At 73.2% G+C, this 22,785-nt stretch carries 26 protein-coding genes; 13 read left to right on the top strand and 13 right to left on the bottom strand.

The window, feature by feature from the left end:
- Nucleotides 1-20 precede the first annotated feature (20 nt).
- Both FXF50_RS02955 and FXF50_RS02950 read left to right on the top strand, forming a co-directional pair.
- Entirely contained in the window at nt 21-419 is a 399-nt protein-coding gene (locus tag FXF50_RS02955) for a DUF2267 domain-containing protein (RefSeq protein WP_148425610.1), read from the top strand.
- A gap of 13 nt (nt 420-432) precedes the next feature.
- Nucleotides 433-702, top strand: a complete 270-nt coding sequence (locus tag FXF50_RS02950) for a hypothetical protein (protein ID WP_148425609.1) — start codon at nt 433-435, stop codon at nt 700-702.
- Nucleotides 703-706: 4 nt separating this feature from the next.
- Here the strand turns inward: FXF50_RS02950 and FXF50_RS02945 are convergent, their stop codons facing one another.
- Together FXF50_RS02945 and FXF50_RS02940 are read right to left on the bottom strand one after the other, a co-directional pair.
- Nucleotides 707-1,636: a diacylglycerol kinase family protein gene (locus FXF50_RS02945; RefSeq protein WP_148425608.1), complete on the bottom strand. Its 930-nt coding sequence runs from the start codon at nt 1,634-1,636 to the stop codon at nt 707-709.
- Nucleotides 1,637-1,697: 61 nt separating this feature from the next.
- Nucleotides 1,698-2,921, bottom strand: a complete 1,224-nt coding sequence (locus FXF50_RS02940) for a multidrug effflux MFS transporter (protein WP_148425712.1) — start codon at nt 2,919-2,921, stop codon at nt 1,698-1,700.
- A 167-nt stretch (nt 2,922-3,088) separates the two neighbouring features.
- On the opposite strand from FXF50_RS02940, the gene FXF50_RS02935 reads away from it, so the two are divergent.
- Both FXF50_RS02935 and FXF50_RS02930 read left to right on the top strand, forming a co-directional pair.
- Nucleotides 3,089-3,853 carry a DUF427 domain-containing protein gene (locus FXF50_RS02935; RefSeq protein ID WP_148425607.1) on the top strand — a complete coding sequence of 255 codons (765 nt, stop codon included), beginning with the start codon at nt 3,089-3,091 and terminating at the stop codon, nt 3,851-3,853.
- A gap of 188 nt (nt 3,854-4,041) precedes the next feature.
- The gene (locus tag FXF50_RS02930) at nt 4,042-4,812 is read left to right on the top strand and encodes an alpha/beta fold hydrolase (RefSeq protein WP_255509866.1); all 771 of its coding nucleotides are present in this window, start codon (nt 4,042-4,044) and stop codon (nt 4,810-4,812) included.
- Nucleotides 4,813-4,818: 6 nt separating this feature from the next.
- Here the strand turns inward: FXF50_RS02930 and FXF50_RS02925 are convergent, their stop codons facing one another.
- The 10 genes from FXF50_RS02925 to FXF50_RS02880 all read right to left on the bottom strand — a co-directional run bounded on the left by FXF50_RS02925 (nt 4,819) and on the right by FXF50_RS02880 (nt 13,514).
- Complete coding sequence (locus FXF50_RS02925) at nt 4,819-5,742, bottom strand: carbohydrate ABC transporter permease (RefSeq protein WP_255509853.1); 924 nt, start codon at nt 5,740-5,742, stop codon at nt 4,819-4,821.
- The gene (locus FXF50_RS02920; protein ID WP_091306381.1) at nt 5,739-6,689 is read right to left on the bottom strand and encodes a carbohydrate ABC transporter permease; all 951 of its coding nucleotides are present in this window, start codon (nt 6,687-6,689) and stop codon (nt 5,739-5,741) included. The genes FXF50_RS02925 and FXF50_RS02920 overlap by 4 nt, the downstream gene beginning before the upstream one ends.
- An 8-nt stretch (nt 6,690-6,697) precedes the next feature.
- Nucleotides 6,698-8,050, bottom strand: a complete 1,353-nt coding sequence (locus tag FXF50_RS02915) for an extracellular solute-binding protein (protein ID WP_148425605.1) — start codon at nt 8,048-8,050, stop codon at nt 6,698-6,700.
- Between the two features lie 113 nt (nt 8,051-8,163).
- Nucleotides 8,164-9,330, bottom strand: coding sequence for a low temperature requirement protein A (locus tag FXF50_RS02910; protein ID WP_255509852.1), 1,167 nt, complete (start codon nt 9,328-9,330; stop codon nt 8,164-8,166).
- A 174-nt stretch (nt 9,331-9,504) separates the two neighbouring features.
- Entirely contained in the window at nt 9,505-10,272 is a 768-nt protein-coding gene (locus FXF50_RS02905; RefSeq protein WP_148425603.1) for an NAD-dependent deacylase, read from the bottom strand.
- Nucleotides 10,273-10,295: 23 nt separating this feature from the next.
- Nucleotides 10,296-10,583: a DUF1905 domain-containing protein gene (locus tag FXF50_RS02900; protein WP_148425602.1), complete on the bottom strand. Its 288-nt coding sequence runs from the start codon at nt 10,581-10,583 to the stop codon at nt 10,296-10,298.
- Nucleotides 10,583-11,005, bottom strand: a complete 423-nt coding sequence (locus tag FXF50_RS02895) for a thioesterase family protein (protein WP_148425601.1) — start codon at nt 11,003-11,005, stop codon at nt 10,583-10,585. Before FXF50_RS02895 ends, FXF50_RS02900 begins: the two co-directional genes overlap by 1 nt.
- A gap of 28 nt (nt 11,006-11,033) precedes the next feature.
- Nucleotides 11,034-11,828, bottom strand: coding sequence for an amino acid ABC transporter ATP-binding protein (locus FXF50_RS02890; RefSeq protein ID WP_148425600.1), 795 nt, complete (start codon nt 11,826-11,828; stop codon nt 11,034-11,036).
- A gap of 4 nt (nt 11,829-11,832) precedes the next feature.
- The gene (locus FXF50_RS02885) at nt 11,833-12,627 is read right to left on the bottom strand and encodes an amino acid ABC transporter permease (RefSeq protein WP_148425599.1); all 795 of its coding nucleotides are present in this window, start codon (nt 12,625-12,627) and stop codon (nt 11,833-11,835) included.
- A gap of 68 nt (nt 12,628-12,695) precedes the next feature.
- Nucleotides 12,696-13,514 carry a basic amino acid ABC transporter substrate-binding protein gene (locus FXF50_RS02880; RefSeq protein ID WP_091306358.1) on the bottom strand — a complete coding sequence of 273 codons (819 nt, stop codon included), beginning with the start codon at nt 13,512-13,514 and terminating at the stop codon, nt 12,696-12,698.
- A gap of 213 nt (nt 13,515-13,727) precedes the next feature.
- On the opposite strand from FXF50_RS02880, the gene FXF50_RS02875 reads away from it, so the two are divergent.
- Both FXF50_RS02875 and FXF50_RS02870 read left to right on the top strand, forming a co-directional pair.
- Nucleotides 13,728-14,327, top strand: a complete 600-nt coding sequence (locus FXF50_RS02875; protein ID WP_148425598.1) for a TetR/AcrR family transcriptional regulator — start codon at nt 13,728-13,730, stop codon at nt 14,325-14,327.
- Nucleotides 14,324-15,952: an isovaleryl-CoA dehydrogenase gene (locus FXF50_RS02870; RefSeq protein WP_148425597.1), complete on the top strand. Its 1,629-nt coding sequence runs from the start codon at nt 14,324-14,326 to the stop codon at nt 15,950-15,952. The genes FXF50_RS02875 and FXF50_RS02870 overlap by 4 nt, the downstream gene beginning before the upstream one ends.
- 11 nt (nt 15,953-15,963) lie before the next feature.
- Here FXF50_RS02870 and FXF50_RS02865 read toward each other — a convergent pair whose 3' ends face one another.
- Nucleotides 15,964-16,563 carry a TetR/AcrR family transcriptional regulator gene (locus FXF50_RS02865; RefSeq protein ID WP_222865969.1) on the bottom strand — a complete coding sequence of 200 codons (600 nt, stop codon included), beginning with the start codon at nt 16,561-16,563 and terminating at the stop codon, nt 15,964-15,966.
- 144 nt (nt 16,564-16,707) lie between these two features.
- On the opposite strand from FXF50_RS02865, the gene FXF50_RS02860 reads away from it, so the two are divergent.
- The 7 genes from FXF50_RS02860 to FXF50_RS02830 are packed head-to-tail and all read left to right on the top strand — an operon-like array spanning nt 16,708 to nt 22,776.
- Nucleotides 16,708-17,472 (top strand): SDR family oxidoreductase, encoded by a 765-nt coding sequence (locus FXF50_RS02860; RefSeq protein ID WP_148425596.1) that lies wholly within the window; start codon nt 16,708-16,710, stop codon nt 17,470-17,472.
- The gene (locus FXF50_RS02855; protein ID WP_148425595.1) at nt 17,472-18,254 is read left to right on the top strand and encodes an SDR family oxidoreductase; all 783 of its coding nucleotides are present in this window, start codon (nt 17,472-17,474) and stop codon (nt 18,252-18,254) included. Before FXF50_RS02860 ends, FXF50_RS02855 begins: the two co-directional genes overlap by 1 nt.
- Nucleotides 18,251-19,279 carry an NADPH:quinone oxidoreductase family protein gene (locus tag FXF50_RS02850; RefSeq protein WP_148425594.1) on the top strand — a complete coding sequence of 343 codons (1,029 nt, stop codon included), beginning with the start codon at nt 18,251-18,253 and terminating at the stop codon, nt 19,277-19,279. The genes FXF50_RS02855 and FXF50_RS02850 overlap by 4 nt, the downstream gene beginning before the upstream one ends.
- Nucleotides 19,276-20,031 (top strand): 3-oxoacyl-ACP reductase FabG, encoded by a 756-nt coding sequence (gene fabG, locus FXF50_RS02845; RefSeq protein WP_148425593.1) that lies wholly within the window; start codon nt 19,276-19,278, stop codon nt 20,029-20,031. Before FXF50_RS02850 ends, fabG begins: the two co-directional genes overlap by 4 nt.
- Nucleotides 20,032-20,048: 17 nt before the next feature.
- Nucleotides 20,049-20,501, top strand: coding sequence for a MaoC family dehydratase (locus tag FXF50_RS02840; protein WP_148425592.1), 453 nt, complete (start codon nt 20,049-20,051; stop codon nt 20,499-20,501).
- On the top strand, nt 20,498-21,526 hold the full coding sequence (locus tag FXF50_RS02835; RefSeq protein WP_148425591.1) for a phosphotransferase family protein: 1,029 nt from the start codon (nt 20,498-20,500) through the stop codon (nt 21,524-21,526). Before FXF50_RS02840 ends, FXF50_RS02835 begins: the two co-directional genes overlap by 4 nt.
- The gene (locus FXF50_RS02830; protein WP_148425590.1) at nt 21,526-22,776 is read left to right on the top strand and encodes an acyl-CoA dehydrogenase family protein; all 1,251 of its coding nucleotides are present in this window, start codon (nt 21,526-21,528) and stop codon (nt 22,774-22,776) included. The genes FXF50_RS02835 and FXF50_RS02830 overlap by 1 nt, the downstream gene beginning before the upstream one ends.
- Nucleotides 22,777-22,785: the final 9 nt, after the last annotated feature.

Genomic DNA, 22,785 nt, shown 5'->3' with positions numbered 1-22,785 from the left:
GCCGAGAGGGAGGCGTCGAGGTGGACCAGGACGAGTTCATCGGCGCGGTCGCGAAGCGCTGCGGCATGTCGTCGGAGCAGGCCACGGCCGTCACGCGGGCCACGTTGACCACACTGGCGGAGCGGATCGACGGCGGGGAGGCCCGGGATCTGGCCGACCGGCTCCCCGAGGCGCTGCGGGCGTACGCGTTCGGCGGCAGCGAGACCGGCGAGCGGTTCGGGCTCGACGTCTTCGTGGAGCAGGTCAGCGGGCGCGCCGACATCGACGTGGACCGGGCCAAGGACGGCGTGACGGCCGTCTTCGACGTGCTCCGCGACGCCGTCGACCCGGCCGGCTACGCGGACGTGGTCGCCCAGCTCCCGGCGGAGTACGGCGAGGTGGCCGACCAGACCGCGCCGTTCGTCCAGCGCAGCCAGTGACGGGCGGCGGGCGATGAGCGTGGGCGACGAGGAGCCGCTGCGCCGGCCGCCGGAGGCCGACGCGCAGGAGCAGCGGCAGGACGAGACGGTGGTCGGGCCGCCGGACACGATCTCGGACGCGGTGCCCGAGGCGAGCGAGGCGGACCTGGCCGAGCAGGGCGTGCTGGTCCCGCCCAGTGACCGCACCGGCCTGCCCGACGCGGTGCGCGACGACGTCACGCCGGCCGACGCGGTGGAGCAGAACCAGGAGATCCCGACCCCGGACGAGGACCGCCGGGACTGACCGCTCAGCGGTCCGGACTGTCCGCCGCCGCCATCACGCGCAGCGCGTTCGGGTCCAGGCCGATGCGCACCGGCGTCTCCCCGTAGGGCTCGCCGTCGACCTCGATCCGCGCGGGCCGGTCGGTCTCCAGCCAGAGCTGCCGGACGGCCAGGAACGGCTTGTCGCCCAGGGTACGGCGGTGCCCGGCCGCCGCGTTGCGCGCCGTCTCGCGCAGCAGGCCGCGCCGGCTCGGCCCGCCGACCGGGTACGCGACCAGCAGCCGGTCGTCGGCGTTGGCGTCGGCGGTGATCGGGCGGCCGGCGTGGAAACCGCCGTTGGCCACGTACACCTGGTGGGTGTCGAAGCCGTGCTCCCGCCCCTCGGCGCGCACCGTGACCCGCAGCGGCCGGTGCCGGGCCAGCAGCCCCAGCGCGGTCAGCGGGTACGCGAGCCGGCCCACCACCCGCTTCAGCCGTGGCGGCGCGGTCAGCATGATGTCCGCCGACAGCCCGATCCCGACGTGGTTGGTGAACCGGGTGTCGCCGATCAGCCCCAGGTCCACGTCGATGACCTTGCCGTCGGTGAGCAGCCCGACGGCGGCGTCGAGGTCGAGCGGGACACCGACGGTGCGGGCGAAGTTGTTGGTGGTGCCCAGCGGCAGCAGGCCCAGCGCCATGTCCCGGTGGGCGAGCAGCCGGGCGGCCGCGCCGATGGTCCCGTCGCCGCCCCCGGCGACCAGGAGGTCCGGCCCGAGGCCGGCGGCCTCGGCGAGCACCCGGTCCAGCTCGCCGGGCCGGTCGACCGGGTACGCGCCGAGCAGCGTGAAGCCGGCGGCGCGCAGTCGGGAGTGGACGGTCTCGTAGAGCCGGCGGCCCCGGCGGGAGTGGGCGTTGACGACCAGCGCCGCCCGCCGCCCGCCCCGGATGGCCGCCCCCAGCTCCTGCTTGGTCCGCACGGTTCCCGACCCTATCCGCCGATCGGCCACCGAGGCGGAAACCGCGGGCCGGTGGCGCCGGTCAGTGCGCGGCGACGGCGACCGCGACCGGCTCGACCTCGGCCAGCCGCGCCGGCCGGACCACGGTGAGCAGCACGACCAGGGCCACCGCCATGCCGCCGGCGACCACCGCGGCCATCGCCACGCTGCCGGTGCCGAGCACGCCGACCAGCGGCGCGGCGAGCGCGCCCACGCCGAACTGGACGGCGCCGAGCAGCGCGGCGGCGGTGCCGGCCGCCTCCCCGTGCCGGGACAGCGCCAGGGCGGGCGCGTTCGGCATGGCGAGCCCGGCCGCGGCGAGGACCACCCACAGCGAGGCCAGCACGGCCGCCAGGCCGCCGACGCCGGTGGCGGCGAAGGTCAGCAGCACCAGCCCGGCCGCGGTGCCGACGGCGAGCGCGGTGACCAGGATCCGCTGCGGGGTGTACCGGCGCAGCAGCCGCACGTTGAGCTGGGTGGCGGTGATGAGGCCGACCGCTCCGGCGCCGAACGCCAGCCCGAACTGCTGCTCGTCCAGCCCGTACCGCTCCTGGAAGACGAAGGACGACCCGGCCACGTACGCGAAGAGCGCCGCCATGGCGAGCCCGGCGACCAGGACGAGCCCGACGAACGTCCGGTCCCGCAGCAGCGCGCGGTAGTCCCGGCCCACGGCGGCGAGGCCGCCGTGGCGGCGGCGCTCCGCCGGCAGGGTCTCCCGGAGCCCGACCGCCGCGACCACGACCAGCAGCAGGCCGAAGACGGCGAGGGCCACGAACACGCCCCGCCAGTCCGACCAGCGCAGCAGCCCGGAGCCGAGGGTGGGCGCCAGGATCGGGGCCGCGCCCATCACGAGCATGAGCCGGGAGAAGAGCCGGGCGAAGGCGGCGCCGCTGAACAGGTCGCGGACCACGGCCATGGCGACCACCGAGGTGGCCGCGACGCCCAGCCCCTGGAGCACCCGGAGCGCGCCGACCACCTGGACGGTCGGCGCCACCACGCAGAGCAGCGAGGCCAGGATGTGCAGGGCGATCCCGGCGAGCAGCGGCAGGCGCCGGCCGACGGCGTCGGAGAGCGGGCCGATCAGCAACTGGCCGAGGGCGAGCCCGGCGAGCGTCCCGGTGAGGGTGAGCTGCACGGCCGCCGAGGTGGTCTCCAGGTCGGCGGTGATGGCCGGCAGCGCGGGCAGGTACATGTCGATGGTCAGCGGCCCGATCGCGATCAGCGAGCCGAGAACCAGCACGAGGCGCAGCTGCTGCCCGCGGCTCATCAGGTCGCCGGGTGTCTCGACGGTCGGGGCGGGTGAGGACTGCGCAGTGGTCACACCTGGCAGCAAATCACCGGGCGCCGACATCATTCCCGCCGTCGCCGAAGGTGCCTGAGGTCACATCGGCTCGTTGAACCGTCCGCCGCAGGTCGCACCGAGAGGAGAGACAGGTGCCCGAGTTCCCCGAGCCGGCCGCCGAGGTCGGCCGGATCGAGCCGGCGCCCCGCCGGATCCGCGCCTTTCTGGCCGGCGAGACGGTGCTCGACACCGGCCGGGCGCGGTACGTCTGGGAGTGGCCGCCCTACCCGCAGTACTACGTCCCCGCCGCCGACGTCCGGCAGGACCTGCTGGTCGACGAGGGACGCACCGAGGAGACCGCGTTCGGCGCGGCGCGGCTGCACGGGCTGCGGGTCGGCGAGTTCGCCCGGGCCGCCTGCGCCCGGTGGTACGGCGCCGGCGCGCCGCCCGGGCTGGCCGACACCATCCGGTTCGACTGGGCCGCGCTGGACGCCTGGTTCGAGGAGGACGAGGAGGTCTTCGTCCATCCGCGCAACCCGTACGCCCGGGTGGACGCGCTGCGCTCCACCCGCCACGTCCGGGTGGAACTGGACGGGACGGTGCTGGCCGAGTCGACCTCGCCGGTGCTGGTCTTCGAGACCGGCCTGCCGACCCGCTACTACCTGAGCCGCACCGACGTGCGCTTCCGGCACCTGGTGCCGTCACGGACCCGGACCGCCTGCCCGTACAAGGGCCGCACCAGCGGCTGGTGGTCGGTGCGCGCCGGCGACCGGCTCCATCCGGACCTGGCCTGGTCGTACGACTTCCCCACCGCCGCGCTGCTGCCGATCGCCGGGCTGGTCGCCTTCTACAACGAGAAGGTCGACCTGGTCGTGGACGGGGAACGCCTGCCCCGGCCGCGGACGCACTTCTCCTGACCCGGCGCGGCGGGCCGTGGCCGACGCCACCGCCTGCGTAGGGTGGGGCCGCAGTCCGTGACCTCGCGGCCGCGCCGTCGGGGTCCACGTCGCCACCGCCGAACGGGCACGGGAGGAGCGTCAGCGTGACCGCCACTGACTGGACCACGGACGTCGAGGGCACCGGCCGGTACGCCGAGGTCAACGGCATCAACCTCTACTACGAGACGCACGGCGCCGGGCACCCGCTGATCCTGCTGCACGGCGGGTTGGGGTCGGGCGAGATGTTCGGGCCGGTGCTGCCCGCGCTGGCCGCGCGGCACCAGGTCATCGCCGTCGACCTCCAGGGTCACGGCCGCACCGCCGACGTCGACCGCCCGCTCGACCTGCGCACGATGGCCGACGACATCGCCGCGCTCATCGACCACCTGGGGCTGGACCGGCCGCACCTGGTGGGCTACTCGCTGGGCGGCGGCGTGGCGCTGCGCGCCGCGGTCGCCCACCCGGAGAAGCTCGGCCGGCTCGTCGCGGCGTCCGCGCACGTGCGGTCGGACGCCGTCTACCCGGAGATGCGGGCGCAGCAGGGCCAGGTGACCGGGGCCGCCGCGGAGTTCATGACGGACACGCCGATGTACCAGCTCTACCAGCGGGTGGCGCCGCGCCCGGAGGACTTCTCCCGGCTGCTCGACAAGATCGGCGCGCTCATGGCGGAGGACTTCGACCTGACCGACGAGGTCGGCGACCTGCGGGTGCCGACGCTGATCGTCGCGGCCGACGCCGACATGGCGCCGCCGAGCCACTACGTGGAGGTGTTCCGGCTGCTCGACGGCGGCCTGCGCGACGGCGGCTGGGGGAACGAGGGCCGGCCCAAGGGCGGGCACGCGCTGGCGATCCTGCCCGGGCTCACCCACTACAACATCTTCACCTCGCCGCTGTTCGCCGCGGTCACCCTCGCCTTCCTCGACGAGCCGGCGGGCTGATCACCGTCACCCCTTGCGGCCGGTGGTCGCGATGCCCTCCACGAAGTGCCGCTGGGCCAGGAAGAACAGGATGATCATGGGTACGGTGGCGATCACGCTGCCGGCGAGGACGATCTCCCACTGCTGCTCGCCGCCGTACCCGAACCGGTCGAGGATCACCTTGAGCCCGCGGGGCAGCGTGTAGAGCTGCTCGTTGCGCAGGTAGATCAGCGGCTTGATGAGGTCCGTCCAGCTCGCCTTGAACTCGAAGACGAACGCCACCAGCAGGGCCGGACGGACCAGCGGGAAGGCCAACTTCCAGAACAGCTGCGGATAGCTCGCCCCGTCGACCCGGGCCGCCTCGAAGTACTCCCGGGGCAGGGAGAGGAAGAACTGCCGCAGCAGGAAGATGTAGAACGCCGACCCGAAGAGGTTGCCGGCCCAGAGCGGCACCTGGGTGTCGATGAGGCCGAGCCGGTTCCAGATCAGGTACGTCGGGATCATGGTGACCGCGAACGGCAGCATCATGGTGGCGAGCACCAGGCCGAAGAGCAGGTTCCGGCCGGGGAACCGGAAGTAGGCGAACCCGAACGCCACCCAGGCGCTGGACAGGGTGGCCGCGGCGGCGGCCGCCACCCCGACCACCACGCTGTTGAACAGCCAGGTCAGCAGCGGCATGGCCTGCCACGCCTGGGCGTAGTTGTCCGGGGCGAACGGCGTGGGCAGCAGGCCGGGGGCGAAGACGTACTCCCGGGGCCGCAGCGACGCGCTGACCAGCCAGACGAACGGCACCATGAAGATCACCGCGGCGCCCACGAGGGCGACGACGAACAGGATCCGCTGCCAGCGCGGTCGCCGACCGTCCTCCGGGGCCGCCGGTCGGGGTGGCGCCGCCGGCGCCACCACGGCGGTCGCCACGCCGGTGCCCACCGGCTGACTCGTCGTGGTCACCGGTCCTCCCCCTCGTAGTAGACGAACCGGTTGCTCAGCTTCACCTGCACGGCCGTGATGATCAGGATGATGAGGAACAGCAGCCAGGCCATCGCCGAGGCGAAGCCCATGTGCAGGAACTGGAACGCCTCCCGGAACAGGTGGATCACATAGAACGAGGCGGCGTCGCTGCTGAACGAGCCCTGGGTCTGCCGGTTCCCGAAGTACATGGTGTAGACCTCGGTGAACATCTGCAGCGACGCGATGGTGTTGACGATCAACGTGAAGAAGAGCGAGCCGGAGATCATCGGCAACGTGACGTGCCGGAACCGCGCCCACGCGCCGGCCCCGTCGAGGTCGGCGGCCTCGTACAGGTCACGGGGGACGTTCTGCAACGCGGCCAGGTAGATGATGACCGTGGAGCCGAGGCTCCAGAGGCTCATGAGCACGATGCCGGGCATCACCCAGTCGGGGTCGGTGGTCCAGCTCGGACCGTCGATCCCGAACACCGCCAGGCCGCGGTTGATCAGCCCGTCCTGGGTGTTGAGCAGCAGCAGGAAGAGGATGCCGACGGCCACCGCCGGGGTCATCACCGGCAGGTAGAACACCGTACGGAAGAAGCCCTGCCAGCGGCCGACCCGCTTGAGCAGCAGCGCCAGCCCGAGCGAGATCAGCATCACCAGCGGCACGTGCAGCGCCGCGTAGTAGACGGTGTTGCCGAGGCTGCGCGCCACCTGCGGGTCCGACACGAGCTGCCGGTAGTTGTCCAGCCCGGTCCAGCGCGGCGCGTTGATGACGTCGTACTCGGTGAAGCTGAGCCAGAGGCTGGCGACCATCGGACCGGCGGTGAACACCAGGAACCCGACGATCCAGGGCGCCAGGAAGACGTACGCCCAGCGGGCCTCCCGCCGGGCCAGCGGCGTGCGGCGCCGCCGGCCCGGGACGGGTGGTGTGACGGTGGTGGCCATGGCCGGGGTCAGCCCGCGGCCTTGTCCAGCGCGGCGGTCGCCTCCTGCTGGGCCCGGGCCAGCGCCTCGGCCGGCTGCGCCTGACCGGAGAGCACCCGGTTCACGGCGTCGGTCCACGCCTTGTCGAACTCCGCGCCGGCCGGCGAGGCGGGCATGGCGAACGCCGCGTCCTGGGCCTCGCGGATGGTGGCCACCGCGTCGTCGAAGCGCTTGTTGCCGGTCGGCTGGTACAGCTCGTCGAAGATCTTCTTGTCGGCGGCGGTGTTGCCGGTCCAGACGCCGGTGAACGGCAGGTTGGCCGCCTTGCGGGCCTCGGCCCGCGCCTTGGCGGCGGCGAACCAGGTGTCGGTGGCGGTCATCTGCTTGACGAAGGCGCAGGCCGCCTCCGGGTTCTTCGCCCCCTTGGTGATCACCCACGCCTGGCCGGAGGACATGGTCAGCGGCTTGCCCTGCCGGTCCACGAAGGGCTTCACCACGAGTTCGGCCTTGGGGCTGTTCTTGGCGGCCTGGTTGAGGAACCACTCCTCCATCGGCCACGCGGCGATCTGGTTCTTGGCGAGGGGGTTCTCGGCGCCGAAGAAGTCGAAGGTGTCCCGGAACGACTTGAACTTGCCCCAGCCGCCCTGGTCCTGGATGAGCTTCACGCCGGTGGTCAGCGCCTCGACCACCTTCGGGTCGGTCAGGTTGGCCTTGGCGCCGTCGGCCGAGATCATCTCGGCGCCGTTGGCCTTGGCCCACATGGGCAGGAACTCGGGGATCTTCGGGTCGATGCCGATCCGGCTGAGCCGGCCGCCGGAGACCTTGGCCAGCTTCGCGCTGACCGCGGACAGGCCCGCCCAGTCGGCGAGGTTCACGTCGTCGGCGGTGAGACCGGCCTGCTTGAGCAGCGCCTCGTTGAGGTAGAGCACCCGCACCTGGGAGAACTCGGGGATGCCGTAGACCGTGCCGTCGAGGGTGACCTGGTCCTTGGCGGCCTGCCGGTACTGCCCCAGGTCGATCTTCTGCTTCTCGACGCAGTCGGTCAGCGGCTGGATCGAGCCGCGCTTGGCGTACGTGCCGATCAGCTTGCGGTCCATGTAGACGAGGTCCGGCGGGTTGCCCGAGGCCACCGCGGAGAGGAACTGCTGCTCGTCGAAGGCGCCCTCGGTGATGTTCAGCTGGACGTCCGGGTGGTCCTTCTTGAAGGCGTCCACCCGCGTCTTCGCGATCTCGTCGGACAGGCCGAAACCCATGGTGCTCAGCGCACCGCTGCCCTTGGCGCCCCCGCCGCCGGAGTCGCCTCCGCCGCCCACCCCGCCGCAGCCGCTGACGGCCAGGGCGAGCACCCCGGCCAGCGCGGTCGCCCGCAGTCTCCGTGACATGGCCACCTCCCGTGAACGCGCGGGCCACCCTGCCCGCGCGACCAGCACTTCTCCGGTTCGCGGGAATTTCAAACCCGGTCCGGAGAAGTCGTTGATCATTCGATATCCGCCACTCAGGAGGGGGCGGAACGGGTGGCCGTCCGGCGTCGCCCGGACCGCCGCTCCACGACCACCGCGGTGAGCAGCAGCAGGTTGAGCACGCCGAGCGCCACGGCGGGCGGCAGCAGCACCCCGAGCGGCAGCAGGAGCAGGGTCAGCACGGCCACGGCCGGCTGGGCGGGCGGGACCGGCTGCCCGGTGAGCCGCAGGAAGAGGAGCCGGCCGCCCAGGTAGAGGGCGGCGCCGCCGTACAGGGCGACCGAGGCGGACCAGCTCAGCCTGGCTTCCCCGGCGTGCCCGTCGCCGCCGTGCGCCCCGGCCACGTGCGCGAGCACCTGCTCGATGCCGAGCGCCAGGTAGATGACCGCGGTGATCAGCAGCAGGTGGGTCTGGCTGTAGGCGTCCGCGGCGATGTGGTCCCGCCGGTCCCCCGTGGCGGCCGCGAGAACTCCCGCGGCGGCCGGCGCGACCCGGTCGAAGTACAGCCACCAGAGGCTGACGGTGACCGCGAAGCCGACCAGCGCCACGCCGAGAACCGGCAGCGTGGTCACCGCCGACGCGGCGCCGACTCCGGCCGCGACGACCGACTCCCCGAGCGCGATGATCAGGACCAGGCCGTGCCGCTCGGTGAAGTGGCTCGCGCTGCGCAGTGGCCAGGTGCCGCGCCGCGCGTACGACAGGCGTTGCCCGCCGATCTCGACGACGAACGCCACCACCCACAGCACCGCGTGCGCCGCCCCGCTCAGCAGCGCGCCGACCAGCAGCGGAACCCAGCCGGCGACGCTGACCGCCGCGAAGAACCGGATCCGCGCCCGCAGCCCCGGCACGCCGGCCGCCGCCCAGTGGTAGAGCGCCAGGTGGATGGCGCGGAGCAGCACGTAGGCGAGCGCCACGAGCAACGGGCCGTCCAGTCCCGAGCCCGGCGTCCACGCCTCCGGCATGGCCAGCGCGGCCACGAACAGCGCCGCCATCGCGACCAGGAACCCCCCGCGCACCACGCCGACCTCGGCCCGCGTCTGGTTGCCCAGCCAGGTGTACGAGGACCAGGCGAACCAGAGCAGCACGAGCAGGATCAGCCCCTGACCCATGGTGGTCGGGGTGGGCTCCGGCCCGATCAGCGCCATGATCCGGGTGAGCGCGAAGACGAAGACCAGGTCGAAGAAGATCTCGAACGGCGTCACCCGCCGCCCGGCCGGCGCCGGACCGGGCGGCCGGGGCCACGCCGGACGCCGCCGTTCCCCGTCCCGCCCCACGTTCGTCGCCCCTCCGTCACCCGACCGACCGGTCGCCTCCGCCGACGGTAGGCGGCGCGGTGGAAGCGGTGCGGGGATTCCGGTGATTGGCCCGGCGCCCGGTCAGACCCCTGCGGCGTCGCCCCAGGCGGCCCGCACGAGGGCCGGGAGCACCGCGGCCGCCGGTCCGTGCAGGTTCACGGCGCACACCGCGTCCAGCGGTGTCTCCTCCGGGTTGACCTGGATCACGGTCCCGCCCCCGCGGGCCGCGACCTGCGGGATCTCGGCGGCCGGATACACCAGCCCGGACGTGCCGACGGTGAGCAGCACGTCGCAGCGGTACGCCGCCTCGACGGCGGCCTCGAGGGCCCGCTCCGGCAGCGCCTCGCCGAACCACACCACCCCGGGTCGCACCGGGGCGGCGCAGCGCTCGCAGCGGGGCGGTGCCAGCCGCCGGCCCTCCCCCGGCTCCGCCGCGCCGTCGGGCACGGGCGCCGGCGCGGCGCAGGCCGAACAGCGCGGCGCGAACAGGCTGCCGTGCAGGTGGACCGGCGCGGCGGAGCCGGCCCGCTCGTGCAGGTCGTCGACGTTCTGGGTGACCACCACCGTGTCCGGGATGCGGGCCGCCATGGCGGCCACGGCGCGGTGCCCCGGGTTCGGTTCGGCGCGCCGAACAGCGGCCCGCCGCCACTCGTACCAGCCCCAGACCAGCGCGGGGTCGGCGCGGAACGCCTCCGGGGTGGCGAGGGTCCGCGGGTCGAACCGCGCCCAGAGCCCGGTGCCGGCGTCCCGGAAGGTGGCGATGCCGCTCTCGGCCGACATGCCGGCGCCGGTGAAGACCACCAGCCGCCGCGCCCGGGCGAGCAGCGTCGCCGCGTCCGCCAGATCCATCCGCTCCCGCTCCCGTCGACCGGTCAGCGCGCCACGGCCAGGTGGACGTCCACCCGGTCGCCCAGCGCGATCCCTTCGGCCCGGCGCACCGCCGTCTTCAGCGGCACGACGTAGCGCCCGTCCTTCGGCCAGAGCGACGTCTGCCAGCCCGTGGCGCCGATCCGCGCGGTCACCGGGATCATCCCCCAGCCGTAGGTCACCGACGCCGAGGCCGCCTCCAGCTCGGCGCAGAGCTCGTCGGGGACGGTGACGAAGTGCCACGGCGCCGGCCCCCGCCAGAACCACACCTCGCCGCTGAACTCCAGCTCCATCAGAGGTTCATGGGCACGGGGTCGGTGGCCAGCTGGCGGAACCGCACGCGCGGGTCGGGCACCAGCCGCCGGGAGGCCAGGTCCAGCAGGCCGCCCACCCCGGTGATCGTGGCCGCCTGGGTGCCGTCCGGCAGGGTGAGCTCCTGGACGATCTGGAAGGTCTTCCCCTCGCCCCAGCGGAACTCGCAGGACACGTCCACCTCGTCGCCGCCGCGCAGCTCCCGCAGGTAGCGCACGGTGACCTCCAGGGCCACCGGACCCACCCCGCCGGCGAGCAGCCGGTCCTGCGCGATGCCGGCGGCGCGCAGGCACTCCCACCGGGCGTGCTCGCCGTACTGGAGGTAGACGGCCTGGTTCAGGTGGCCCTGCGTGTCGAGTTCGTAGCCGCGGACGGTGACGCGCACCCGGAACGGATCTGCCATGCCCCGAGCCTAGACAGTGGTTACGACATCACTCGGCGGCCTCGTCGGGCCGACCGAGCTGCGCGACGTGGGTCGGGTCGAGGACCCGGGAGAGGAACGAGCGGGTCCGCTCGTGCTGCGGCGCGCCCAGCACCTCCTGCGGTGGCCCCTGCTCGACCACCACCCCACCGTCCATGAAGACGACCCGGTCGGCGACGTCCCGGGCGAACGCCATCTCGTGGGTCACCACCATCATGGTCATGCCGTCCTCGGCGAGCTTGCGCATGACGGTCAGGACGTCGCCGACCAGCTCGGGGTCGAGCGCGGAGGTCGGCTCGTCGAAGAGCATCAGCTTCGGGTCCATCGACAGCGACCGGGCGATGGCGACCCGCTGCTGCTGCCCGCCGGAGAGCTGGGCCGGGAACGCGCCGGCCTTGTCGCTCAGGCCCACCCGGTCCAGGTTGGCGCGCGCGATCCGCTCGGCCTCGGCGCGTCCGCGCCGCAGCACCCGGCGCTGGGCGACGGTGAGGTTGTCCAGCACGGTCAGGTGCGGGAAGAGGTTAAACGACTGGAAGACCATGCCGATGCCGCGACGCACCGCGTCGATCTCGACGTCCGGGTCGGTCATCTCGGTGCCGTTCACCCAGATCTTCCCGGCGGTCGGCTCCTCCAGCAGGTTGACGCACCGCAGCAGGGTCGACTTGCCGGACCCGGACGGTCCGATGACGCAGACCACCTCGCCGTGGCCCACCTCGAAGTCGATGCCCTTGAGCACTTCGAGCGGGCCGAAGGACTTGTGCAGGTCGCGGATCTCGACGGTGGGCTGGGACTGGCTGGTCGTCATGGGATCACCGAGCCTTGGCGTAGCGGAGTTCGAGGCGGCGTACCACCTGGGACAGGGGCAGGGTGATGATCAGGTAGGTGAGGCCGGCGACCAGCAGCGGGGTCGCGTTCACCCGGTCGTTGAGCGTGTCCCGGCCGAACTTGGTCACCTCGATGGTCTGCGCCGTCACGCCGAGCACGTAGGCGAGCGACGAGTCCTTGGTGAGCAGGATCAGCTCGTTGGTCAGCGGCGGGATCACGATCCGGAACGCCTGGGGGATGACGATGGTGCGCATCGCGGTGAAGTGCGACATGCCGAGGGTGCGCGCCGCCTCCATCTGCCCCTTCGGCACGGCCTGGATGCCGGCCCGGATGGTCTCGGCCATGTAGGCCGCCGCGGTCAGCCCCAGACCGATGGTGATCGACCCGAACACGCCGCCGGGGATCTCCCGCTCGGGGAAGGCGATCGGGATGCCGTACCCGACGAGGAAGAGGACCAGCAGCGCGGGCAGGCCCCGGAACAGCTCGATGTACGCCGTGGCCACCCAGCGGTAGGGCGCGACCCGGGACAGCCTCATCAGCGCGAGGACGGTGCCGAAGACGAGGCCGAAGGCGAACGCGCCCAGCGTGTAGAGGATCGTGTTGCGCAGCGCGACGGTGATGATCGTCGGGAACATCGACTCGATGATGTCGACGCGGAAGAACGCTTCCCTCAGCCGGCCCCAGTCCGCCGCGAGGATCACCACGGCGATGACGGCCACGAAGGCCAGGTACTGGAGCCAGAGGGACAGCCGCTCCCGTTGGCGGCGTCGCAGCTTCACGGTTCGGCGCTCCTAGGCAGGTGCGGAGGGCGCGCGCGGGGCGCGCGCCCTCCGGCCGGGTGGGTGGCTCAGGCGTTCGGCTTCTTGCCGATCCACTTCTCGTAGATCGTGTCGTAGGTGCCGTCCTGCTTCGCCTTGGCGAGCACCTCGTTGATCTTCTTGAGCAGCTCGGGGTTGCCGTCCTTCTTCACCGAGAAGCCGTACTGCTCACCGGTGTCGAACTCGGCGGTCACCTCGAACCCGCCCGGGTGCTCCTTGATGTACTCGGTCCAGACCGGCAGGTCGTTGATGGCGGCCTCGATCTGGCCGTTGGCCAGGGCCTGCTGCTCGGCGGCGAGGTCCTCGAACTCGACGAGCTGGAGGCCCTTCTCCTTCTCGAACTTCTTGGCGTAGTCGCGGCCGGTGGTGGCGGCCTGGACGCCGACCTTCTTGCCCTTGAGGTCGTCGAGCGACTTGTACGCCTTGCCGGTCTTGACCAGCAGGGCCTGCGTCGCGTCGAAGTAGGGATCGGAGAAGTTCATGACCTTCTGCCGTTCCTCGGTGATGGTCATGCCGGCGGCCGCCGCGTCGCACTTGCCGGTGTTCAGGTCCTGGCCGGACTTGATCCCCTCGAACGGGGTGTCGACGATCTTCTGCTCGACGCCCAGGTCCTTGGCGACCAGGTCCATCACGTCGACGTCGAACCCGACCACCTTGCCGGCGCTGTCCTTGGACTGGAACGGCGCGTACGGCAGGTGGGTGCAGACGGTGAGCTTGCCCTTCTCGACGAGCTTGACCCCGCTCGCCTGGGTCTCACCGTCCTCCTTCTTGGCGCATCCGGCGGTGGCCGCGAGTGCGGCGATCGCCACGATGACGCCGGCCCTGCGGACCGCGCTGGAGAAAGTCACGGCAGTGTCCCTCCGATCGACCCCGGTGTGCCAGGCAGCCAGGGGTGGTGCAAAGACGATGTGCCAGGGGACGGTACCCGATCGGCGGAGGCACACCAAGATCACCGCGGGCGTCCGCGCCCAAGCTGTGACCGATCCGGCCGGGGAATCCGGCACCCGGCACGCAACCGGGCGGCCTTGCCGGCAAGGACTGAACGATGGTTCACTTCTTGCGTGGCCTACCGGAGCACCGAGCGCGTGAAGGCTCGGCTGAGCGCCTCGCGCGAGCGGATCATCGCCGCCGCGCTGGCGATCATGGCCGGGCACGGCTACGCCGGCTGCTCGGTCGCGGCCGTCGCCGAGCGGGCCGGCGTCGCCACCGGCAGCGTCTACCGCCACTTCCCCACCAAGGCGCACCTGTTCGCCGAGGTGTTCCGCACCGCCTCGCAGCGCGAGGTGGACGCCGTCGCACGCGCCGCCGCGCTGCGGTCCACCGCCGCCGAGCAGGTGGCGGCCGTCGTCGAGACGTTCTCCGGTCGCGCGCTGCGCTCGCCGCGGCTGGCGTACGCGCTGCTCGCCGAGCCGGTCGACCCGGCGGTCGACGCCGAGCGCCTCACCTTCCGCCGCGCGTACGCCGACCTGATCGCCGGCTACGTCGCGGCCGGCGTGGCGAGCGGCGAACTGCCCCCGCAGGACCCCGAGCTGACCGCGACCGCGCTGGTCGGCGCCCTGGCCGAGGCCATGGTCGGCCCGCTGGCCGCCGGGGTCGCCGGCCCGGGCACCATCCCCGACCTGATCAGGTTCATCCACCGCGCGCTGGGAGTGTCGCCGTGACCACACACGAGGTCGTCAACCAGGTTCCCCCGCTGGCCGGCTACGACGCGGCGGACGACCCGGCGCTGCTCGACGGGCTGGCCCGCGAGGGCGCCGGCTGGGCCGCCGCGGAACTGCACGAACTCGGCCGGCTCGGCGGGGCCGCGCCGGCGATCGAGCACGGGCGGCTGGCCAACGAGCACCCGCCGGTCCTGCGCACCCACGACCGCTACGGCCACCGGATCGACGAGGTGGAGTTCCACCCGGCCTGGCACGAGCTGATGCGCACCGCGGTCAGCCACGGCCTGCACGCCGCGCCGTGGGCGGACGACCGGCCGGGCGCGCACGTGGCCCGGGCGGCCAAGTTCTACACCTGGCGTCCCGACGCCGGGCACGGCTGCCCGATCTCGATGACCTACGCGGCCGTCCCCGCGCTGCGGCACGCCCCGGACCTGGCCGCGCGCTACGAGCCGCTGCTCACCGCGACGGCGTACGACTTCGGGCTGCGCGCGCCGCTGACCAAGCGGGGGCTGCTGGCCGGCATGTCGATGACGGAGAAGCAGGGCGGCTCGGACGTGCGCGCCAACTCCACCGTCGCGCACCCCGACCCGGACGGCACCTACCGGCTCGTCGGGCACAAGTGGTTCACCTCGGCACCGATGTGCGACATCTTCCTCACCCTCGCCCAGGCGCCGGGCGGGCTCACCTGCTTCCTCGTCCCCCGGGTCCTGCCCGACGGCACGCGCAACCCCATGCGGCTCATGCGCCTGAAGGACAAGCTCGGCAACCGCTCCAACGCCTCGGCGGAGATCGAGTACGAGCACGCGGTCGCCTGGCGGGTCGGGGACGAGGGCCGTGGCGTGCGCACGATCATCGACATGGTCAACCTGACCCGCCTCGACTGCGTCATCGGCGCGGCGGCCGGGATGCGGCAGGGGGTGATCACCGCCGTCCACCACGCCACCCACCGGGCGGCCTTCGGCCGGTACCTGGTCGACCAGCCGCTCATGCGCAACGTGCTCGCCGACCTGGCGGTCGAGTCCGAGGCCGCCACGGTCCTCATGATGCGGCTCGCCGGCGCGACCGACCGGTCGGCGCGCGGCGACGCCGGCGAGACGGCGTTCAAGCGGCTCGCCCTCGCCGTCGGCAAGTACTGGGTGTGCAAGCGCTGGCCGGCCCACGCCGCCGAGGCCCTCGAATGCCTGGGCGGCAACGGCTACGTCGAGGAGTCCGGCATGCCGCGGCTGTTCCGGGAGTCGCCGCTGAACTCCATCTGGGAGGGCTCCGGCAACGTCGCCGCGCTGGACGTCCTGCGCGCGGTCGCCAAGGAGCCCCAGGTCATGGAGGCGTTCCAGGCGGAGGTGACCGCCGCCGAGGGCGCCGACCCGCGGCTCGACGCCGCGCTGCGCCGGCTGCGGGCCGACCTGTCCGACCGCGACGACCTGGAACTGCGGGCCCGTCGGGTCGTCGAGCGGCTCGCCCTGGTCCTCCAGGGTTCACTGCTGGTGCGGCACGGCCACCCGGCCGTCGCGGACGCGTTCTGCGCCTCCCGCCTCGGCGGCGACCACGGCCAGGCGTTCGGCACCCTGCCGAGCGGCGTCGACTTCGCCGCGATCATCTCCCGCGCCACACCGAAGGTGGGGTGACGGGCCGCGGGTCAGCGGGCGGCGACGATGCGCAGCGCCATCTCGGCGTAGCGGGCGGCGATGTACTCGGGGACCAGGTCGCCGCCGTCCCGGTACCACCGGCCCACGTCGACGCCGAGGGACAGCAGGGCGGCGGCCGCCATCCGCGGGTCCGGGGTCTCGAAGACCCCGGCGCTCACGCCGGCCTCCACGAGCTGCCGGATCGCCTGCTCGATGTGGTGGCGGATCTCCCGGATCTCGGCGAGGTGGGCGGGGCTGAGCGCGGCCAGCTCGTAGTTCACCACGCGCGTGGTGGTGTGGTCCCGGGCGTGGGTCACGACGAAGTCGTGGACCACCCGCCGCAGTGCGGCGGCCGGGTCGGTGGACGAGGCGACCGCCTCCCGCACCAGCCGCAGCACGTGCTCGTGCCCCGAGCGCGAGATCAGGTAGAGCAGTTCCTCCTTGGACTTGTGGTGCACGTAGAGCGCGGCGGGGCTCAGCCCGGCCGCGGCCGCGATGTCGCGGGTCGTCGTGCCGTGGAAGCCCCGCTCGGCGAAGGCGGTGACGGCCGCCTCGAGCAGCCGGGCGCGGGTCGCGTCGGCGCGGGACTGCTCGGGGCTGTCGGTCACCACGCGTCCACCCTTCCCTCCTGAGCCTCGGCCGGCATTAGTACCACAACCAGCCGCCGGCAACCTGTTGACGACGCCCGCCAGGGTGTCGCACACTCCCTCAGACACATTCTAAGCAAGCGCTTAGTAACTTCGGAGGGGGTGGCCGTGTCGGAAGCCGCGTCGCGCAGATTCGCCGGTCGTACGGCGATCGTCACCGGTGCCAGCCGAGGCATCGGCCTGGCCGTCGCCGAGCGGCTGGTCGCCGACGGCGCCAAGGTCGTCGTCACGGCACGCAAGCGGGAGGCGCTGGACCAGGCGGTCGCCCGGCTGGGCGCCGAGCACGCGATCGGTGTCGCCGGGCACGCCGACGACCCCGACCATCAGGCCGAGGTGGTGACCCGGGCCGTCGACACCTTCGGCAGCGCGGACTTCCTGGTCAACAACACCGGCATCAACCCGGCGTACGGCCCGCTGGTCGAGCTGGACCTGGCCGCGGCCCGCAAGGTCTTCGAGGTGAACTGCCTCGCCGCGCTGTCCTGGGTGCAGCAGGTCCACCGGGCCTGGATGGCCGGGCACGGGGGCGCCGTGGTCAACGTCTCCTCGGTGGCCGGCATCCGGCCGGCGTCCGGCATCGGCTTCTACGGCGCCAGCAAGGCGATGCTCACCCACCTCACCCAGCAGCTCGCCGTCGAGCTGGGCCCGGACATCCGGGTGAACGCGGTCGCCCCGGCCGTGGTGAAGACGGCGTTCGCCACCGCCCTCTACGAGGGCCGCGAGGAGCAGGTGGCGGCCGCGTACCCGCTCAAGCGGCTCGGCGTGCCCACGGACGTCGGCGGCGCCGTCGCGTTCCTGCTCTCCGAGGACGCCGCCTGGATCACCGGTCAGCTGCTCGTCGTCGACGGCGGTCTCACCCTGAGCGGAGGTGTCTGATGCCGGTACGGGACAAGGGCGTCGTGGTCACCGGCGCCGGGCACGGCATCGGTCTCGCGCTGGCCACCCGGCTCGCCGCCGAGGGAGCGCGGGTCGTGGTCAACGACCTCGACGGCGAGGCGGCCCGGGCCGTGGCCGAGGAGATCGGCGGCTGGGCCGCCCCCGGCGACGCCGCCACCGAGCAGGGCGTCGCCGCGCTGGTCGAGACGGCCCGCGGCCACCTCGGCGCCGTCGACGTCTGGTTCGGCAACGCCGGGATCGACCGGGGGCGCGGGCTGGACGCCGCCGAGGCGGAGTGGGCCGCCAGCCACGAGGTGAACGTCATGGCCCACGTACGGGCCGCGCGACTGCTGGTCCCCGACTGGGTCGAGCGCGGCGCGGGCCGCTTCGTGGTGACCGCGTCCGCGGCCGGGCTGCTCACCACGCTGGGGAATCCGGCGTACGCGGTCAGCAAGCACGCCTGCGTGGCGTTCGCCGAGTGGCTGTCGGCGACGTACCGGCATCGCGGGATCGTGGTGCAGGCCGTCTGCCCGCAGGGCGTGCGGACCCGGATGCTCGACGACTCCGGGCCGCTGCGGGACCTGCTCAGCCGGGACGGGGCGCTCACACCGGAGGACGTGGCCGAGGCGACGTGGCAGGCCCTGCACGACGACCGGTTCCTGGTCCTGCCGCATCCCCGGGTGGCCGACTACTACGCGCACCGCGCCACCGACCCGGACCGCTGGCTGGGCGGCATGAACAGGATCCAGCGACAGCTCGAGGACCAGGGGGCGTTCCGGTGAAGGCATGGCAGGTGACCGCGCTCGGCGAGCCGCGTGACGTGCTGCGACTCGTCGACGTGCCCGACCCGGAGCCGGGCCCCGGGCAGCTCGTGGTCCGGGTGCTGGCGTCGCCGGCCAACTTCCCCGACGTCCTCATGTGCCGCGGCGAGTACCAGGTCCGGCCGGAACTGCCCTTCACGCCGGGGGTCGAGCTGTGCGGCGAGGTCGTCGCGCTCGGCACGGGGGTGGCCGGGTTCGCCCCCGGCGACCGGGTGCTCGGCGGCGCCGCGCTGCCGCACGGCGGGTTCGGGGAGTTCGCGCTGCTGGACGCCGCGACCACGTTTCCCGCGCCCGCGGCGCTCGACGACGCCGAGGCATCCGCCCTCTACATCGGCTACCAGACCGGCTGGTTCGGCCTGCACCGGCGGGCCGCGCTGCGGGCCGGCGAGACCCTGCTGGTGCACGCGGCGGCCGGCGGCGTCGGCAGCGCGGCCGTCCAGCTCGGCAAGGCGGCCGGCGCCCGGGTGATCGGGGTCGTGGGTGGTCCGGACAAGGCCGCGGTGGCCCGCGCGCTCGGCGCCGACGTGGTGGTGGACCGGCGGGACGAGGACTTCGTCGAGGTGGTCCGGGCCGAGACCGGTGGCCGGGGCGCCGACGTCGTCTACGACCCGGTCGGCGGGGACACCTACCAGCGTTCGACCAAGTGCGTGGCCTTCGAGGGCCGGATCCTCGTGGTCGGCTTCGCCGGTGGCCGGATCCAGTCCGCCGCGCTCAACCACGCCCTCGTGAAGAACTACTCGATCGTCGGCCTCCACTGGGGCCTCTACCAGCGCCACGACCCGGCCGCCGTGGCCGAGTGCCACCGTGCCCTCACCGCGCTGGCCGCCCGGGGCGCCGTACGGCCCCTGGTCAGCGAGCGCCTCCCGCTCGACGAGGTGGCCGCCGGGGTGCAGCGGCTCGCCGACGGCGCCACCGTCGGCCGGGTGGCGTACGTCCCGGCTCCGGCCCGTTCCATCCCCACCCACCGAGGAGTTGACGCCCCATGACCACCACCCGCACCGCCGTCGTCACCGGAGCGGCCCGTGGCATCGGCGCTGGCGTCGCGAGGCGGCTGGCCCGCGACGGCTTCGCCGTCGCCGTCGTCGACCTGGACGAGGCGGCGGCCCAGCCGGTCGTCGACGAGATCGAGGCAGCGGGCGGCCGGGCCCTGGCCGTCGGCGCGGACGTCGCCGACGAGCAGGCCGTACGGGCCGCCGTGGACCGGATCGCCGGCGAGCTGGGCGAGCCGACCATCCTGGTCAACAACGCCGGCATCACCCGGGACAACCTGCTGTTCAAGATGACCGCCGACGACTGGGACGCGGTCGTGAACGTGCACCTGCGGGGCTCGTTCCTGATGACCCGCGCCGTGCAGGGCCACATGACCGGCGCCGGCTGGGGGCGGATCGTCAACCTGTCCAGCACGTCCGCGCTGGGCAACCGCGGCCAGGCCAACTACGCGGCCGCGAAGGCGGGGCTCCAGGGCTTCACCAAGACCCTCGCCCTGGAACTCGGGAAGTTCGGGGTCACCGCGAACGCGATCGCCCCGGGGTTCATCGAGACCGAGATGACCGCCGCCACGGCGGCCCGGCTCGGCGTGCCGTTCGAGGAGTTCAAGCGGGCCGCCGCGGCGCAGATCCCGGTCGCCCGCACCGGCACGCCCGAGGACATCGCGCACGCGGTGTCGTTCTTCGTCAGCGAGGGCGCGGGCTTCGTGAACGGCCAGGTGCTGTACGTCGCCGGCGGGCCGAAGGCCTGAGTGGGAGGGGCGGAACGATGAGGGTCTTCCAGGGCATCGAGGAGCTGGAGCAGGCGGTCGGCACCCACCTCGGGCACTCCGGCTGGCACCGGATCACGCAACAGCAGATCGACGCCTTCGCCGAGGCGACCGGTGACCACCAGTGGATCCACGTCGACCCGGTGCGGGCCGCCCGCAGCCCGTTCGGCGGGACCATCGCACACGGGTACCTGACGCTGTCGCTGGTGCCCATGCTGGTCTGGCAGGTCTACCGGGTCGAGGGGCTGACCATGGGGGTGAACTACGGCGCCAACAAGCTCCGCTTCCCCGCCCCGGTCCCGGTCGACTCCGAGGTGCGGGCCGGCGTGGAGCTGCTGTCGCTGGCGCCCGGCGGTGGCGGCTACCAGCTGACCGCGAAGGTGACCGTCGAGCTGAAGGGCGCCGCGAAGCCCGCCTGTGTCGTCGAGACCGTCAGCGTCCTGGTCCCGTGAGCGCCCCGACGCTCCCGGACCCGCCGGGCCTCGACCTGGCCCGGCTGGCCGGCTGGTTCGCCGCCTCGGTGCCCGGGGCGGCGGAGGTGTCGACCGCCCGGCTGATCGCCGGCGGGAAGTCCAACCTCACCTACGAGGTCGGCGACGGGCGGACGACCTGGATCGTGCGGCGGCCGCCGCTGGGGCACGTGCTGTCGACCGCGCACGACATGGCCCGGGAGTACCGGGTCATGTCGGCGCTGCAAGCCACCGACGTGCCGGTGCCGGCGACCTACGCGCTCTGCGCGGACACCGACGTGCTCGGCGCGCCGTTCTTCGTCATGGAGCGGGTCGCCGGCACGGCGTACCGGCACGCGGCCGAACTCGAACGGCTCGGCCCGGAACGCACCCGGGCGATCTCGACGCGGCTGGTCGACACCCTGGCCACCCTGCACGCGGTCGACCCCGCGGCCGTGGGGCTGGCCGACTTCGGCCGACCCGAGGGGTTCCTGGCCCGGCAGGTGCGGCGGTGGCGCAAGCAGCTCGACGCGTCGTACTGCCGGGACCTGCCGGCCGCCGACGAGCTGTACGCCCGCCTCGCGGCCGACGTGCCGGCCGATTCGGCGCCGGGCATCGTGCACGGCGACTACCGCCTCGACAACGTCCTCGTCGACGACGGCGACCGCCTCGCCGCGGTCATCGACTGGGAGATGGCGACCCTCGGCGACCCGCTCACCGACCTCGCGCTGCTGGTGCTCTACCAGCGCCTCGGCCGGCTCGTGGGCACCGCGGTGGCCGAGGCGTCGTCCGCGCCCGGATTCCTGACCGAGGACGAGATCCTCGACCGGTACGCGACCGCCCGCGGGCACGCCCTCCCGCCACTCGGTTTCCATCTCGGCCTGGCGGCCTTCAAACTGGCCGTGATCCTCGAGGGCATCCATTTCCGCCACCTGCGCGGCCAGACCGTCGGCGCCGGCTTCGAGCAGCTCGGCGAGGTCACCGAACTGCTGCTCGACGCCGGCCTGACCTACCTGAAGGAGCACTGATGGACTTCGCCCTGGACCCGCGGACCGAGGGGCTGCGCGACAACCTCCTGGACTTCATGGACAGCCAGGTCCACCCCGCCGAGCAGGTCTTCCACGAGCAGCTCGGGCAACTCGACGACCGCTGGGCCTGGGACTCGGTGCCGGTGCTCGCGGAGTTGCGCGCCGCGGCGCGGAAGCGGGGGCTGTGGAACCTCTTCCTGCCGGGTGAGCACGGCGCCGGCCTGACCAACCTCCAGTACGCCCCGCTCGCCGAGATCACCGGGCGGAGCCACCTGGCGCCGGCCGCGGTGAACTGCGCCGCTCCGGACACCGGCAACATGGAGGTGCTGGCGATGTTCGGCACCGCCCAGCAGCGCGAGCGGTGGCTGGAACCGTTGCTGGACGGCGAGATCCGGTCCTCGTTCGCCATGACGGAGCCCGACGTGGCGTCGTCGGACGCCACGAACATCGCCACCCGGATCGAACGGGACGGCGACCACTACGTGATCAACGGCCGGAAGTGGTGGATCACCGGCGCCATGAACCCGAACGCCCGGATCCTCATCGTGATGGGCAAGACCGATCCGCACGCCGAGCGGCACCGCCAGCAGTCCATGGTGCTCGTCCCGCGGGACACCCCGGGCCTGGAGATCACCCGGGGCATGGAGGTGTTCGGGTACGACGACCACGACCACGGCGGGCACGCCGAGCTGGCGTTCCACGACGTACGGGTGCCGGTCGAGAACCTGATCGGCGCCGAGGGCGACGGCTTCGCGATCGCCCAGGCCAGGCTCGGCCCCGGCCGCATCCACCACTGCATGCGCTCGATCGGTCTCGCCGAGCGGGCCGTCGAGCTGATGTGCGCCCGCGCCGAGCAGCGGGTCGCGTTCGGCCGGCCACTGGCCGAGCAGGGCGTGGTCCGGGAGTGGATCGCCGAGTCACGGGTGCGGATCGAGCAGCTGCGCCTGCTGGTGCTCAAGACGGCCTGGCTCATGGACACCGTCGGCAACAAGGGCGCGCACACCGAGATCCAGGCCATCAAGATCGCCACCCCGGCGACCGTCCAGTGGATCCTGGACAAGGCGATCCAGGTGCACGGCGCCGCCGGGCTGTCCCAGGACTTCCCCCTGGCCAGGGCCTACGCCGGTATCCGCACGCTGCGCTTCGCCGACGGACCGGACGAGGTGCACCGCAACGCCCTGGCCCGCCACGAGCTGCGCCGCCAGGCCGCCGCCAGGCGGGGGAACGACAGCGGGAGGGGTACGGCCTAGGGTGGTGGG

This window comes from Micromonospora sp. AP08 (assembly GCF_008085935.1).
Classification (GTDB): domain Bacteria; phylum Actinomycetota; class Actinomycetes; order Mycobacteriales; family Micromonosporaceae; genus Micromonospora; species Micromonospora chersina.
Note: the sequence above shows the minus strand (reverse complement) of the source record. Positions and strands in the feature narration are given on the sequence as shown.